The 13334-nt window shown below is 48.7% G+C and carries 11 protein-coding genes; 4 read left to right on the top strand and 7 right to left on the bottom strand.

What is annotated here, in order from left to right:
• The first annotated feature begins 24 nt into the window (after positions 1–24).
• Both QZ331_RS05895 and QZ331_RS05890 read left to right on the top strand, forming a co-directional pair.
• A complete protein-coding gene (locus tag QZ331_RS05895) occupies positions 25–1239 on the top strand; it encodes a TlpA disulfide reductase family protein (RefSeq protein ID WP_175631019.1) in 1215 nt (404 codons plus the stop codon).
• A gap of 32 nt (positions 1240–1271) precedes the next feature.
• The gene (locus QZ331_RS05890) at positions 1272–4088 is read left to right on the top strand and encodes a M16 family metallopeptidase (protein ID WP_294628887.1); all 2817 of its coding nucleotides are present in this window, start codon (positions 1272–1274) and stop codon (positions 4086–4088) included.
• A gap of 421 nt (positions 4089–4509) precedes the next feature.
• Here QZ331_RS05890 and QZ331_RS05885 read toward each other — a convergent pair whose 3' ends face one another.
• On the bottom strand, positions 4510–4764 hold the full coding sequence (locus tag QZ331_RS05885) for a type B 50S ribosomal protein L31 (RefSeq protein ID WP_005678397.1): 255 nt from the start codon (positions 4762–4764) through the stop codon (positions 4510–4512).
• 182 nt (positions 4765–4946) lie between these two features.
• Between QZ331_RS05885 and QZ331_RS05880 the strand changes: the two genes are divergently transcribed.
• Positions 4947–5873, top strand: a complete 927-nt coding sequence (locus QZ331_RS05880) for a hypothetical protein (RefSeq protein ID WP_294628885.1) — start codon at positions 4947–4949, stop codon at positions 5871–5873.
• A 186-nt stretch (positions 5874–6059) separates the two neighbouring features.
• A complete protein-coding gene (locus tag QZ331_RS05875; RefSeq protein WP_294628883.1) occupies positions 6060–7064 on the top strand; it encodes a class II fructose-bisphosphate aldolase in 1005 nt (334 codons plus the stop codon).
• A 72-nt stretch (positions 7065–7136) separates the two neighbouring features.
• Here the strand turns inward: QZ331_RS05875 and QZ331_RS05870 are convergent, their stop codons facing one another.
• The 6 genes from QZ331_RS05870 to mce form a co-directional block, all read right to left on the bottom strand.
• Complete coding sequence (locus QZ331_RS05870; protein ID WP_294628881.1) at positions 7137–8468, bottom strand: tetratricopeptide repeat protein; 1332 nt, start codon at positions 8466–8468, stop codon at positions 7137–7139.
• Positions 8469–8664: 196 nt separating this feature from the next.
• The gene (locus tag QZ331_RS05865; protein ID WP_294628879.1) at positions 8665–9825 is read right to left on the bottom strand and encodes a sodium ion-translocating decarboxylase subunit beta; all 1161 of its coding nucleotides are present in this window, start codon (positions 9823–9825) and stop codon (positions 8665–8667) included.
• Position 9826: 1 nt separating this feature from the next.
• Positions 9827–10261 carry a biotin/lipoyl-containing protein gene (locus QZ331_RS05860; RefSeq protein WP_294628877.1) on the bottom strand — a complete coding sequence of 145 codons (435 nt, stop codon included), beginning with the start codon at positions 10259–10261 and terminating at the stop codon, positions 9827–9829.
• A gap of 27 nt (positions 10262–10288) precedes the next feature.
• On the bottom strand, positions 10289–11206 hold the full coding sequence (locus QZ331_RS05855) for an OadG family transporter subunit (protein ID WP_294628875.1): 918 nt from the start codon (positions 11204–11206) through the stop codon (positions 10289–10291).
• Between the two features lie 33 nt (positions 11207–11239).
• Positions 11240–12793, bottom strand: a complete 1554-nt coding sequence (locus QZ331_RS05850; protein ID WP_294628873.1) for an acyl-CoA carboxylase subunit beta — start codon at positions 12791–12793, stop codon at positions 11240–11242.
• A gap of 30 nt (positions 12794–12823) precedes the next feature.
• Entirely contained in the window at positions 12824–13228 is a 405-nt protein-coding gene (mce, locus tag QZ331_RS05845; protein ID WP_294628872.1) for a methylmalonyl-CoA epimerase, read from the bottom strand.
• Positions 13229–13334: the final 106 nt, after the last annotated feature.

Raw genomic sequence — 13334 nt, 5'->3', positions numbered from 1 at the left:
AAACGAATAAAAAGAAGCAAGAGAATGTTACGCAAGTGTTATATAGCCGCAGCCTGCCTGGTAGCCTGTATGGGCGGGGTGCAGGCACAAGAGAATACGTGTGTCATCAAAGGACGTATGCTGAAAGATTCGCTGCGCCATACGCCGCAACGGATACAGAAGATTTACCTGACGCAGATGGACGAGTACGAACGCATGATTAATGTCGATTCCGTGAAGCCGGTGAACGGTACTTTCACCTTTACACGTTCTCTGAAACAGGGTGAGCCGGAATTGCTTTATTTTCTGACTGGTTTCGACAACGGCAACGTGCAACTGTTTGTGGAGCCGGGCACAGTGGAAGTGCGCATTCCGGATGCCGCTTTTCCCGCAGGAGGAATGGCAAAGGGAACGCCGACCAACGACCTGTACAACCAGTATAAGGAAATCCGTCGGCTTTGTATCAAGGAGCAGACCGACACCTTGAACGTGTGGCAGGAGAAACATGGAGAGTCGTTCAAGCAATGGATGAGCCGTCCCGAAAATCAGGAAGAGTGGATAAGTGTCGGCGCGGCGGCAATGGTTTCCGCTTCTGCAGCGCAACTCCGTTTTCTGCTCGAACACAACGATTCGCCGTTGGTGCCTTTGATGCTGGAGAAAGAGGTTTATCCGACATTGAGCAAGGCCTATGTGCAGCGTATGCTGAAATCCTTGTCGCCTAAGTTGAAGAAGCACCCGTATTACCGCTCGTTCAGCAACGTAGTGCGTGCGCAGGAGTTGAAAGTAGGCGGCGAGTTGCCCGACATCACGCTTCCTCTTGCTGAAGGCGGGCGCAAGACGCTGGAAGATTTCAAAGGAAAATATGTGTTGCTGGACTTTTGGGCTTCGTGGTGCGGCCCCTGCCGCCGGGAGATTCCCTACCTCATACAGTTGTACAATGAAACACAGGCCGACCGAGACCGCTTTGTGATTGTCAGCTTCTCTTTGGACAACAAGGAGAAGGACTGGAAGAACGCCATCCGCACGCATCAGATGGACAAGGAGGAGTGGACGCACGCTTCCGACCTCTTGGGATGGAGTTCGCCCGCCGCCCGTATGCTGGGAGTGACGGCAGTGCCCAAGACCATCCTGATCGACCCCGAAGGAAGAGTCATTTCCTTCTCCCTGCGCGGCGAGGAAATGGTAAGCCGCGTGAAGCAGATTTTAGCAGGTGCCCCCGCTTTCGGCGAAGGTGACGGCAAGGAAGAGGAGAAGAAATAAGCATCTTCGTGCACACCCCAAAAGACAATTTCATGAAGAAAATAATCGCATACATATGTATTTGTTTGGCCTCACTGACCGCTGCACGCGCACAGTCGGCGGTGGTTGGCGGGCAAGAGACGCTGCCTGTCGACTCGGCGGTGCTCATAGGCAGGCTGCCTAACGGGATTACCTATTATATCCGCCACAACGGCGACCAGCCCCGCCGTGCAGGCTTCTACCTGATTCGCAATGCCGGTTCGCTGTTGGAGACGGATGAGCAGAACGGATTGGCGCATTTCCTGGAGCATATGGCTTTTCAGGGAACGAAGCATTTTCCCGGTAAAGGTATTATCTCGGGACTGGAGAAACACGGTGTGGCGTTCGGGAGCAATATCAACGCCTATACGTCGCACAACGAGACAGTTTACCAACTCACTGACGTGCCTACGCAAAGCGAATCTTTGCTGGACACCTGCCTGTTGATACTGCACGACTGGTCTTACTACCTGTCGTTGGAAGAGAAAGAGATTGACGCAGAACGCAAGGTGATTGTCGAAGAGTGGCGCACCCGCCGAACGTCGGCGGTGCGGATGCAGGAAAAGACAAACCAGGTGCTCTATCAAGGCTCACGGTATGCCGACAGGGATGTCATCGGAACGTTGGACGTCATTCAGCACTTTGCTCCACAGTCGTTGCGCGACTTCTATCACCGATGGTATCGCACCGATTTGGAAGCGATTGCCATTGTGGGCGATTTCGATGCGCGCCGGATGGAAGAAAAGGTGAAGACGCTCTTTGCCGCCATTCCCGCTGTGAAGAATCCGGAGCCGCGTCCGTTCTTTTCGATACCCGACAACGATACGCCCCGCTACGTGCTGGCAACGGACAAGGAAGCCGCCCGCTCTTCGTTGGGGCTGTCCATCCGGCTGAACGACACCCCGGCGTGCGAACGCAATCGCGTGGCTTATCTGCGCGAGAGTCTGATTATCTCGTTCTTTAATTCGATGATGCGGACGCGCATTGCGGAATTGGCACGTCGTCCGGACGCTCCGTTCCGTCATGCGGAGATTGCCTACGGAGATTTGGTACGCGGATATTGTGCATACAATGTCAATGTATCTCCCCGTCCCGGACAGGAAGCCGCAGCATGGGAAGCGGCAATGACCGAGAATGAACGGGTGAAACGCTACGGCTTCACGCCCGAAGAACTGGAGCGCGCCAAGAAAGATATGCTCACGGCACTGGAGAACGGTCGCAGGCGGGGTAAGGCAAACAGCCGTTATGCGCAAGAGATACAGGGACATTTTCTGGAAGGACGACCGCTGCTCAGTCCCTCCGACTATTACCGTTGGGTGAAACGCCTTGTTGCCGACATTAGGGTAGAGGAGGTTTCTGACAGGGCGAAGAAGTGGAACAGCCCGATAAACCGGACATTGCTGGTAGTGGGCTCAGCCAAAGAGAAACATTTGTCGCGCGAGGATATGACGGCTATCATGGAGCGCGTGGAGCACTCCAGTCAGATTCGTCCTTATGCGGTGAATACCCCTTCGGGCGTTCAGCGCAAACTGCTGGATGATGCAGAGCTGCAGGGCGGACAGATTGTGAAGGTGCGTCCCCTGGAGCGTTTTGGCGCCGTAGAGTGGACTTTACAGAATGGTGCCCGCGTGGTGTTCCGCCATAGTGCGAGCAATAAAATCCTTGTTTCCTCCTATAGCAACGGCGGAACCTCTGTCTACGAGGATATCGACTTGCTTCCCGCAGCCGAGAATGCCGCAACGATGGTATCTTCGTTCGGCGTGGGCGACTTTACGCCCGACGAACTGCGGACACTGTTGACCGGTAAGCGGGTGGGATGCAAAGTGAACATCACTCCATGGGATGAGGCGATAGGCGGCTCCTCTGTCGCGGAAGATTTCGAGACGCTCATGCAGTTGATTTACCTACGTTTCGAGAAACCCCGGTTCGACGAAGCATTGTTTGCCACGCTGATGCAGCGCAACTATGCAGCGTTGCAGCAGTATGCCGGACAGCCGCAGACGGTGATGCGGGATTCGCTCCAACAGATTTTGCACAATTACAGTCCCCGTTTCCCGGCTTTCAATAAAGCATACTTGGATAAGATTACGTTGGAAAGATTGAAATATGTCTATTCCGACCGTATCAAGGACGCCAGCGATTTCGTATTCTTTATCATGGGTAATCTGAAGGAGGAAAACGCCCGTCAGATGGTGGAGAAATACATCGGTTCTTTGCGCTCCGAGCACCGCAAAGAGAAGCGTACTCTGCACCGCGAATTGCCGGCAAAGGGGAAGGTAGTGAAAAACATCCGGCTCAACTGGGAGACCCCGAAAGCCACTGTTGTCACCAATTTTTCAACGAAGTTGGAAAATACACCTTACCATAACATTTGCCAAAGCCTGTTGCGCGGCATCTTGCAGTTGCGCTATACGGAAAACATCCGCGAGAAGGAGGGAGGCACATATGGAATCAATATCAATGCTACTTCGTCCCGTCTTCCCGAATCGCGTTACTCTTTTACCATGATATTCGACTGCGCGCCTGAGCGGGAAGCCCATTTGAAGTCGTTGGTACACGCCGAAACGGAACGTCTTGCCGAAGAGGCACCTGGGCAGGATGAGTTTGCAAAGGTGGTTGCCAATCTGCGGAAAAACGACGAACAGTCGAGAAACTCTGACGCATATTGGATGGCTGCCCTTGCCGCTTATTATACGGAAGGTATCGACATCACCGCCCCCGAAAATTTTGACAGGATATTGGAGCGGTTGACGCCTGCCGACATCCGCAAGTTTGCAAAGAAGATGTTTAAGGAGTCGTATGTGATAGACCTGACGTTCCAGTCAAAGTGAAAGATAGGACGATATGAAACCGCGGAGTTGTGCCGACGCTCAACTTCACTCCATAGTGAGAGCCGTATCATTACTCGAAACAGAGTTTTGATACGGCTCTTTTAGCAGTTACCGTCTCTATTGATATTTCCTTTTTGCCGGTTGCCCTTCGGGAGACGATTTGCCGGGTATGTTTATTTCGTTCCACTACAGTTGCCTTTGCGTTCCACTATAGTGGAACGCAAGGACAACTACAGTGTTCCGTTCGTCCCACTATAGTGGAACGCAAAAAGAGTAGCGGGAAAAGTGAATCCGGTCAGGCTGCCGATAGAATTCTTTCAGCAATGCAACGGGGTTGCTCTTGCTTGCCGTGAAGTCAATATGAAAAAAGGGGATATCCCATGCAGGACATCCCCTTTTTCATCGTTAACGAAAGAACGAATTATTTTTTCTTACGGTCACCGTAGCGGCTCATGAACTTATCAACACGACCGGCTGTATCCACCAACGTAGATTTACCTGTATAGAACGGATGAGAAGTGTTAGAGATTTCAATCTTCAGCAACGGATAAGTTTCACCTTCGAATTCGATGGTTTCTTTAGTTGCTACAGTTGATTTTGACAAAAACATATCACCATTTGACATATCTTTGAATACTACCGGACGGTACGATTCTGGATGAAGGCCTTTTTTCATTTCAGTATCTGTTTTTTTAATTTATATTTGTTACTATTTTGGTAAGAAATAGTGTAATGGTCATTTTTCAGTGCGCAAAGGTAATACATTTCCATGAAACGGAAAAAGGTTTTGCTGAAAAAAAAGAGAATGATTTTAGAATGTTGCCAAAATTTGTATCTTCGTAGCCTATTAAAAAGACAATGGACAGAATATTTGAAATAAAAGAGCTGGCCGAACTTGAAGCATTCCTGAAAGCTCAAAGCGATGTCGGCAAATGGCGGCATGATTTATTGGCAGCATTTTCTTTATATGCGCATTACAAGAATGCAGAAGAGTGGAATCGTGCAGTCCGGATTTGCGAGAGTCTGGCAATCATAGGTTGGGGGACCCATGAAGCGCTTGAAGCGGTGAAAGGATGTGTTTTCAATGGCAATCCGTCAACTTGTTTTATAAATAAGTACAGAGAACCCCGTTTTGCCGAAGCCATTTGGTCAAAAAGGAAAAACGGATATACGATGGAAACAGGGGCGGAAGAAGCTGTGCGGAATGTGAAACTTGACAGCCAGCGAAACTGGATTCCTAAAAATCCCGTGTGGATTGTGCGCGGCATCAGTAATTGTTATGACAACTCGAAAGCTGTGATTGAAAGCGTAGAGAAGGATTTGCAAGTGCGGCTGAATGAGCGGATGCGCCCCGAATTATACGGCACGGCTGTGAATCAGATTACTGTTCATTGTTCCTATAGCTATTACGACCATCGGTTCTGTAAATGCAACTACATCATCGCCGACGAAAAACTGAATCTGAAACAAAAGGATTTGTATCCGGCATTGCTGGCCATGTTTACCAAACAAGAGATTGAGAAGAATGGATACCTTCTGCGTAACCGTTTGGAGCTCGGGCCGTTTCGGGCAGATACGGGAAGGGTGAGAGCAGTGATAACTTTAGAGAAGGAATTCAGCGAACTGAGTCATAGCGAACAGAAAAAGAAATTGGGTGAATATATCCTGTCGGCATTGTGCCGCATGGCGGACCGGCTGAAAAAGAAGGTAGATTACGACTTTGAGCGGATGCTTGCCGATTTCAAGGCTATATTGGCCGAATGGGAGAACGATTTTCACGATTGAACCCGTTCTGGCTGATGTTTGCAAGGTAGAGATTACAATTTCATATAGGCTTGGCTTCTGCGCCCGATTCGGGCGGAGGATTTAAGCCTTTTTCCACTATATTTTTCATTCGGCTGTTCATTATTCAAGTGATAATGCTTACTTTTGCGTAGAATTTTTATTCACTAACAATAAACTTTAAACAAAATGGTAAATTACAAAGATTTAGGATTGGTAAACACAAAAGAAATGTTTGCTAAGGCTATCGAAGGTGGATATGCTATCCCGGCTTTCAACTTCAACAATATGGAACAGATGCAAGCTATCATCAAAGCTGCTGTTGAAACTAAATCTCCTGTGATTCTTCAGGTTTCTAAAGGTGCCCGTCAGTATGCTAACGCTACTTTGCTGCGCTACATGGCTCAGGGTGCTGTAGAATATGCTAAAGAATTGGGTTGCGAACACCCGGAAATCGTTCTTCACCTCGACCACGGAGATACTTTTGAAACTTGCAAATCTTGCATCGACTCAGGTTTCTCTTCAGTGATGATTGACGGTTCTCACCTTCCTTATGAAGAAAACGTAGCATTGACTAAGAAAGTGGTTGACTATGCTCACCAGTTCGATGTAACTGTAGAAGGAGAGCTGGGCGTATTGGCAGGCGTAGAAGACGAAGTTTCTTCCGACCACCACACATATACTGACCCCGAAGAAGTAATTGATTTCGCTACCCGTACAGGCTGCGACTCATTGGCTATCTCTATCGGTACTTCTCACGGTGCTTACAAATTTACTCCGGAACAGTGCCACATTGACCCGGCTACAGGCCGTATGGTTCCTCCTCCTTTGGCATTCGACGTATTGGATGCTGTAATGGAAAAACTTCCGGGATTCCCTATCGTTCTTCACGGTTCTTCTTCAGTGCCCGAAGAAGAAGTGGCAACTATCAACCAGTTCGGTGGTGCTTTGAAAGCTGCTATCGGTATTCCGGAAGAAGAGTTGCGTAAGGCTGCCAAGTCTGCTGTTTGCAAAATCAACATTGACTCAGACTCTCGTTTGGCTATGACTGCTGCCGTACGTAAGGTGTTCGCTGAAAAACCGGCTGAATTTGACCCGCGTAAGTATCTGGGCCCGGCTCGCGACAATATGGAAAAACTGTACAAGCACAAAATTGTTAACGTGCTCGGTTCTGACGGCAAATTGGCTCAGTAATCATTGTAGGGTTATTCCTTGTACATAAAAGAAAGGCTGCCTCTCCTCGACGGGAAGCAGCCTTTTTTCGTACTATTTCTTTGGAGATTGTACCGGATATCCGTTTTGGAAGAAATCTTCTATCTTTTGTTTGCTTTGGAGGTCTTTCAGCCAGTTGGCGGCGGCGTTGTAGTAGTTGGTTTGCTTCAGAATGAGCCTCCCTTCGCTGTCAAGTTCCGCCTGTTCTTCTTTCTCTTTGGGACGTGTCTTCAGAAATGCTTCTAAGTAGTGTTCCGTGTTTTTCTTGTCTTTCAGTTGGTAGAAGTAGACGTAGGCGATGTCGTAGAGTAATTTATGATTTTGGCGGTCGTATAGCTTATATCGCTCCTTGATGGACTGTATTTGCTCCCTGGGCATTTGTGCCATCTTGTAGCATTCGGTCATTCCGATGTACAGGCGTGTCAGGGTGCTGTCTTTCGGGACGGATAGGCTGATGGCTTTTTCGAGATATTCCACGCCTTGCTTTTTCCACGAGGTTTTGGCACAGGCACGGCCGAGGTAATAGAGCAGGTTCGCGTTGTCGGGTTCATACTTCTTGGCAGCTTCGAGAAAGTCATGGGCTTCGTAGTATTTCCCTGCGGCATAGTAGCTGGTACCTAAGTAATAGCAGGTGTGGAAGGAGCTGTCTCCTTGATTCACTAAGGATTCGTAGCGCCGGATAGCGGTGGGATAGTCTTTTTTCAGGCAGTAGGCAAGTGCGTTCTGACGGTTGACGGAGATGTTGGTCGTGTCAATCTGCCGGTATTTTTCGGTAGCTTCGATGGCTTCGTCGAAGTAAGCGCCTGCAATGTTGATGGCACCTAATTTGGCGGCGGCAAGATAATCATCCGGATATTTTTCCTGTATGTTGTAGTAGCAGCCTGCGGCGGGAAGCAGTTCGCCCATTCCTTCAAAACTCTGTGCCTGTAGATGCAGGGCGATGGCGGAACTGTCTTTTTCGGTCATGATACTGCTCTCTCCCAATGCGTCTCTGAATTTTTGCAGAGATAGCAGCAGGCTGATGTATTGGATACGCACATATTTGTTTTCCGGATTGAGGTCGAGTGCCCGTTCGTAGTAGTGCAAAGCCTGTTTGCTTCGGGCAAGCGTACGGCAGCACTCGGCTGCTTCGATAAATGCGCGTGTATTGGTGGAGTCGTCTGCTATGATTTCCCGGTAGGTGGCAAGTGCTTCTGCGTTTTGCCCCAGTCCCCGCAGCGCTTTCCCTTTTTGCAGGAGCAGGAGAGGGGTGGGCTTTTGGGCGGAGATAAGCGAAAGCGCGGTTTCGTAGTCGTAGTTTGCCATTGCTTCCTGGATGCGGTCGATGTGTTGGGCTCGCAGTAGCGTTGCAGACCCAAGTAGGAGTAGGAGAAGGAACTGTTTCATGGTGTTGGTTTTCAAAAAGTAATAGATGATATGTTATGCATTGATTTACAAGTGACAAAGATAGTGTATTTGACAGGCTTTCCAAGAAATTGCGGCACAAAAAAAGAGGATATATCAAAACTCGAAAATACAAAACGGGTTTTAATATATCCTCTGGCAGAGGAAATCGGTAGACACGCGATGCTACCGGTTTCTTTTACGACAGGAATCCCAACAGGATACCGGCAGCCACAGCCGAACCGATGACACCTGCCACGTTCGGTCCCATAGCGTGCATCAACAGGTAGTTGGTCGGGTCGTATTCCAAACCTATCACTTGTGAGATACGTGCCGAGTCGGGAACGGCAGATACACCGGCATTGCCGATAAGCGGGTTAATCTTATTGTCTTTCTTCAAGAAGAGGTTGAATAACTTTACAAAAAGCACTCCCGAAGCAGTGGCGATGATGAACGACAATGCGCCAAGGGCAAAAATCTTGATAGAGTCGAAAGTAAGGAATTCGGAAGCCTGTGTGGAGGCGCCTACTGTCAATCCTAACAAAATAGTGATGGTGTCAATCAACGGACCACTGGCTGTATTTGCCAGACGACGGGTGACGCCGCTTTCTTTCAGCAGGTTGCCGAAGAACAGCATACCCAGCAAGGGCAGGCCGGAAGGCACTAAGAAGCAAGTCAGCAACAGACCGATGATAGGGAAAATCACCTTTTCCGTGTGAGAAACGGCACGCGGCGGTTTCATGCGGATGACACGCTCGTTCTTTGTAGTGAGCAGGCGCATGATGGGCGGCTGTATCACCGGCACGAGTGCCATATAAGAGTAAGCGGATACGGCAATGGCTCCCATCAGGTTAGGGGCTAACTTCGACGAAAGGAAGATGGCGGTAGGGCCGTCTGCACCTCCGATGATACCGATGGCTCCTGCCTGCATCGGGTCGAATCCGATGGCTAAGGCAATCATGTAGGCACCGAAGATACCGAATTGTGCGGCTGCACCAATCAGCATCAGTTTCGGGTTGGAGATAAGTGCCGAGAAGTCTGTCATGGCACCGATGCCCAAGAAGATGAGCGGCGGATACCAGCCGGACGTTACTCCCTGATATAAAATATTCAATACAGAACCTTCTTCATAGATACCGACTTTCAGGCCCGCATCCATATTGAAAGGTATGTTGCCGATAAGGATACCGAATCCAATAGGAATCAGTAACATCGGCTCAAATTCTTTGGCTACTGCCAGGTAGATGAACAACAAGCCGAAGAAAATCATGGCAAAATGGCCGGGTGTTGCATTGGCAAATCCGGTGTATGTCCAGAAGTCAGCAAGGTTGTTTCCTATAAAATTAATAAAATCTCCCATATTATTCAATGATTACGAGGTCATTACCTTCGAGAACAGAGTCTCCTTTGTTTACGTTGATGGCAGTTACTTTACCGTCTTTGTCCGCATTGATATTGTTTTCCATCTTCATGGCCTCCAGTATAATGACGGTTTGTCCTTTTTTCACGGTGTCGCCGACATTCACTTTGATGTCGAGGATAACACCCGGAAGCGGGGATTTCACGCCCGATTTGCCGGACGATTGTGCGGCAGGTTTCGATACCGGTGCGGCGGGAGCGGCGGGAGAGTTGGGCAACGGACGTACGACCGGTTTCACAGGCGCTTCCTTCGTTTTTTTCTCCATTTCTACTTTGTAATGCGTACCGTTCACTTCTACATGAGCGATATTATCTTCAATATCTCCGATGGTCACATTGTATAAGTTACCATTGATTTTGTATTTATATTCTTTCATTGTTTTATCTTATATTAAGAGATTGACTTACTTTTTGGGAGTCTCACGCAATGTATAGATTTTCGAATTCCACGGCGAGTAACTGCGTTTCACACGGGTGATGGTCAGCACTGTTTCCTCTACGTCGTGCACTTCGTCCTGCATCTCGTGCAGTGCCATAGAGATGGCGGCATATACTTCGCCCGGAGCCTGCGAGAGTTCTTTGGCTTCGTGCTTGTCTACACCCTTCGACTTCATGGCGTTGCGTTTGCTCAGGTTGACTGCGATTTTGCCTACGATTTTGAAAGCGATGAAGAGAAGAAGCAGTCCGCTGAATACCACACTCATGGCGGAGATGGACATACCGATACCCACTGCATCGTGCTCTTCAAACTTTTCCTGCTTGGCATTGCTGTCAATGGTTTTGTTGTTCGTGCTCGGAGTGACGTATTTGTCATTGCTTCCGCCTTTCACTTCCCATTCGGGCGTTCCGTCGCTGATGCGGGCATAGGACTGGTCGGCTCCCAATGCGCCTGCAGGCACTGTCACTTCGTCGATGAGTTTTTTTCCCGAATCAAACAGCCCGATCCAGTTGGTTGCCTGAGGATTCAGTTTGAAGTTGGTGTGGAAAGTTCCTCTTTTGGGCTGGCCGTCTGCCCAAAAGAGGGCGTGCTGGCGCGGTTTTACCACGGTGAGTATATCTCCTTTCGGGATAAAGTAAGTCGTTGTATCGCCTGGCTGGCTGCTTACTTTCAGCAAGCAGGCTGCCAGGTCGGCACTACCATATGATTTGTTGAATATTTCAATCCATGCGCTGTGCATTCCGTAGTCGTCCTGAAAGTTACTCTGGTTGTTTATCAGGATTTCGTTCAGCACCAGTTTGTTGTTTGACTTTTGTTCGCCGCAGGAAGTCAGTCCGAGCAACAACAGCAAAGAAAGAAATATTCCGATTTGGTTTTTGTTCATAATCGTTCTTGTTTTTAATGTGAAAAAGTTGGATTACAACGGAATATTACCATGTTTTTTAGCTGGGTTGGACAGTTTCTTGGTCTGCAACTGCTGCAAGGCACGGATAACGCGGAAGCGTGTATTGCGCGGTTCAATCACATCGTCAATGTAACCATACTTGGCTGCGTTGTAAGGATTGGCAAACAGTTTGGTGTATTCCGCTTCTTTTTCGGCAAGGAACTGAGCGGGGTTTTCGTGCTCTTTCGCTTCGCGCGCGTACAATACTTCTACGGCTCCTGCACCTCCCATCACTGCGATTTCGGCTGTCGGCCATGCGTAGTTCATGTCACCGCGAAGTTGCTTACAGCTCATTACGATGTGCGAACCGCCATACGATTTGCGCAGTGTGATGGTAACCTTAGGCACAGTGGCTTCGCCATAAGCATACAACAACTTGGCACCGTGGAGGATAACGCCGTTGTATTCCTGACCTGTTCCCGGAAGGAATCCCGGCACGTCTACCAACGATACGATAGGAATGTTAAAGGCATCGCAGAAGCGGACGAAACGGGCACCCTTGCGTGATGCGTTGCTGTCAAGTACGCCTGCCAGGTATTTGGGCTGGTTGGCAACGATACCTACCGACTGTCCGTTGAAGCGTGCGAAACCGATGATGATATTTTTCGCGTAGTCTTTCTGGATTTCCAGAAACTCGCCGTTGTCTACAATCGCACCGATTACTTCGTACATATCGTACGGTTTGGTGGGGCTGTCGGGGATAATGTCGTTCAGAGAATCCTCAAGACGGTCGATGGGGTCTGTGCAGTCTACGTAAGGTGCTTCTTCGAGGTTGTTCTGCGGAATATAGCTCAGTAGTTTGCGGATAAGGGCAAGACCCTCTTCTTCCGTCTGTGCAGTGAAGTGAGTAACACCCGACTTAGTGGAGTGCACGCTCGCACCACCGAGGTTTTCCTGGCTCACATCTTCGCCTGTTACGGTTTTCACCACTTTCGGACCTGTAAGGAACATATAAGAAGTGCCTTCCATCATCAGCGTGAAGTCTGTCAGGGCAGGAGAGTAAACAGCACCGCCGGCACAAGGACCGAAGATACCCGAAATCTGCGGAATAACGCCGGAAGCAAGGATGTTGCGTTGGAAAATTTCAGCGTAACCCGCCAAAGCGTTGATACCTTCCTGGATACGTGCGCCGCCCGAGTCGTTGATACCGATGCAGGGAGCACCCATTTTCATGGCCTGATCCATGATTTTGCAGATTTTCAATGACATGGTTTCCGACAATGAACCGGCAGACACCGTAAAGTCTTGTGCGAAAACATATACCAGACGTCCTTCGATTGTACCGCAACCGGTCACGACACCGTCGCCTGGATAATGCTTCTTGTCCATACCGAAGTTCGTGCATCTGTGCTCAACGAACATATCCATTTCTTCGAAGCTGCCTTCGTCCAGCAACATAGCCAAGCGTTCGCGTGCAGTATATTTACCTTTTTCATGTTGCTTTGTTATTGCTTTCTCACCGCCACCGAGACGTGCTACGGCACGGCGTTCAATAAGCTCTTTGATTTTTTCAAGTTGATTACTCATGAGTTCTTGTTGATTTTTTAGAATTTATGATTAATGTTCGCAGAGTTCTGTCAGCACCCCTAAAGTAGATTTCGGGTGAAGGAAAGCGATGTTCAGTCCTTCGGCACCTTTGCGCGGGGCTTTGTCGATAAGGCGGATTTCTTTGTTTTCCGCTTCTGCCAAAGCGTTTGCCACTCCGTCTTCTACGGCAAATGCTACATGATGAACACCTGCACCTTTATTTTCAATGAATTTGGCAATAGTGCTTTCGGGGCAAGTCGGTTCGAGCAGTTCAATTTTAGTATCTCCCACTTTCAGGAAAGCAGTTCTTACTTTCTGATCTTCCACAGTTTCAATGTTATAACACTTCAATCCCAATACGTTTTCGTAGTAGGGAAGGGCTTCTTCGATGCTTTTTACGGCAATGCCCAGATGTTCAATGTGTGAAATCTTCATAACTATACTTTTTTATTTGGTTTTAATTATGTGCTTATACAGCATAAAACAGTACAAAGTAAGGCATTTCTTACCTAATAAAGAAATATTTCTTCATTTAATTGTT

It is taken from the genome of uncultured Bacteroides sp., assembly GCF_910586915.1.
Lineage (GTDB): Bacteria > Bacteroidota > Bacteroidia > Bacteroidales > Bacteroidaceae > Bacteroides.
The sequence above is the reverse complement of the archived record's forward strand: the minus strand, read 5'-3'. Positions and strand labels throughout refer to the sequence as shown.

Coding starts and splice junctions, on each gene's coding strand:
- QZ331_RS05895 (WP_175631019.1), top strand. CDS start 25: ATGTTACGCAAGTGTTATATAGCCGCAGCCTGCCTGGTAGCCTGTATG.
- QZ331_RS05890 (WP_294628887.1), top strand. CDS start 1,272: ATGAAGAAAATAATCGCATACATATGTATTTGTTTGGCCTCACTGACC.
- QZ331_RS05885 (WP_005678397.1), bottom strand. CDS start 4,764: ATGAAAAAAGGCCTTCATCCAGAATCGTACCGTCCGGTAGTATTCAAA.
- QZ331_RS05880 (WP_294628885.1), top strand. CDS start 4,947: ATGGACAGAATATTTGAAATAAAAGAGCTGGCCGAACTTGAAGCATTC.
- QZ331_RS05875 (WP_294628883.1), top strand. CDS start 6,060: ATGGTAAATTACAAAGATTTAGGATTGGTAAACACAAAAGAAATGTTT.
- QZ331_RS05870 (WP_294628881.1), bottom strand. CDS start 8,468: ATGAAACAGTTCCTTCTCCTACTCCTACTTGGGTCTGCAACGCTACTG.
- QZ331_RS05865 (WP_294628879.1), bottom strand. CDS start 9,825: ATGGGAGATTTTATTAATTTTATAGGAAACAACCTTGCTGACTTCTGG.
- QZ331_RS05860 (WP_294628877.1), bottom strand. CDS start 10,261: ATGAAAGAATATAAATACAAAATCAATGGTAACTTATACAATGTGACC.
- QZ331_RS05855 (WP_294628875.1), bottom strand. CDS start 11,206: ATGAACAAAAACCAAATCGGAATATTTCTTTCTTTGCTGTTGTTGCTC.
- QZ331_RS05850 (WP_294628873.1), bottom strand. CDS start 12,793: ATGAGTAATCAACTTGAAAAAATCAAAGAGCTTATTGAACGCCGTGCC.
- mce (WP_294628872.1), bottom strand. CDS start 13,228: ATGAAGATTTCACACATTGAACATCTGGGCATTGCCGTAAAAAGCATC.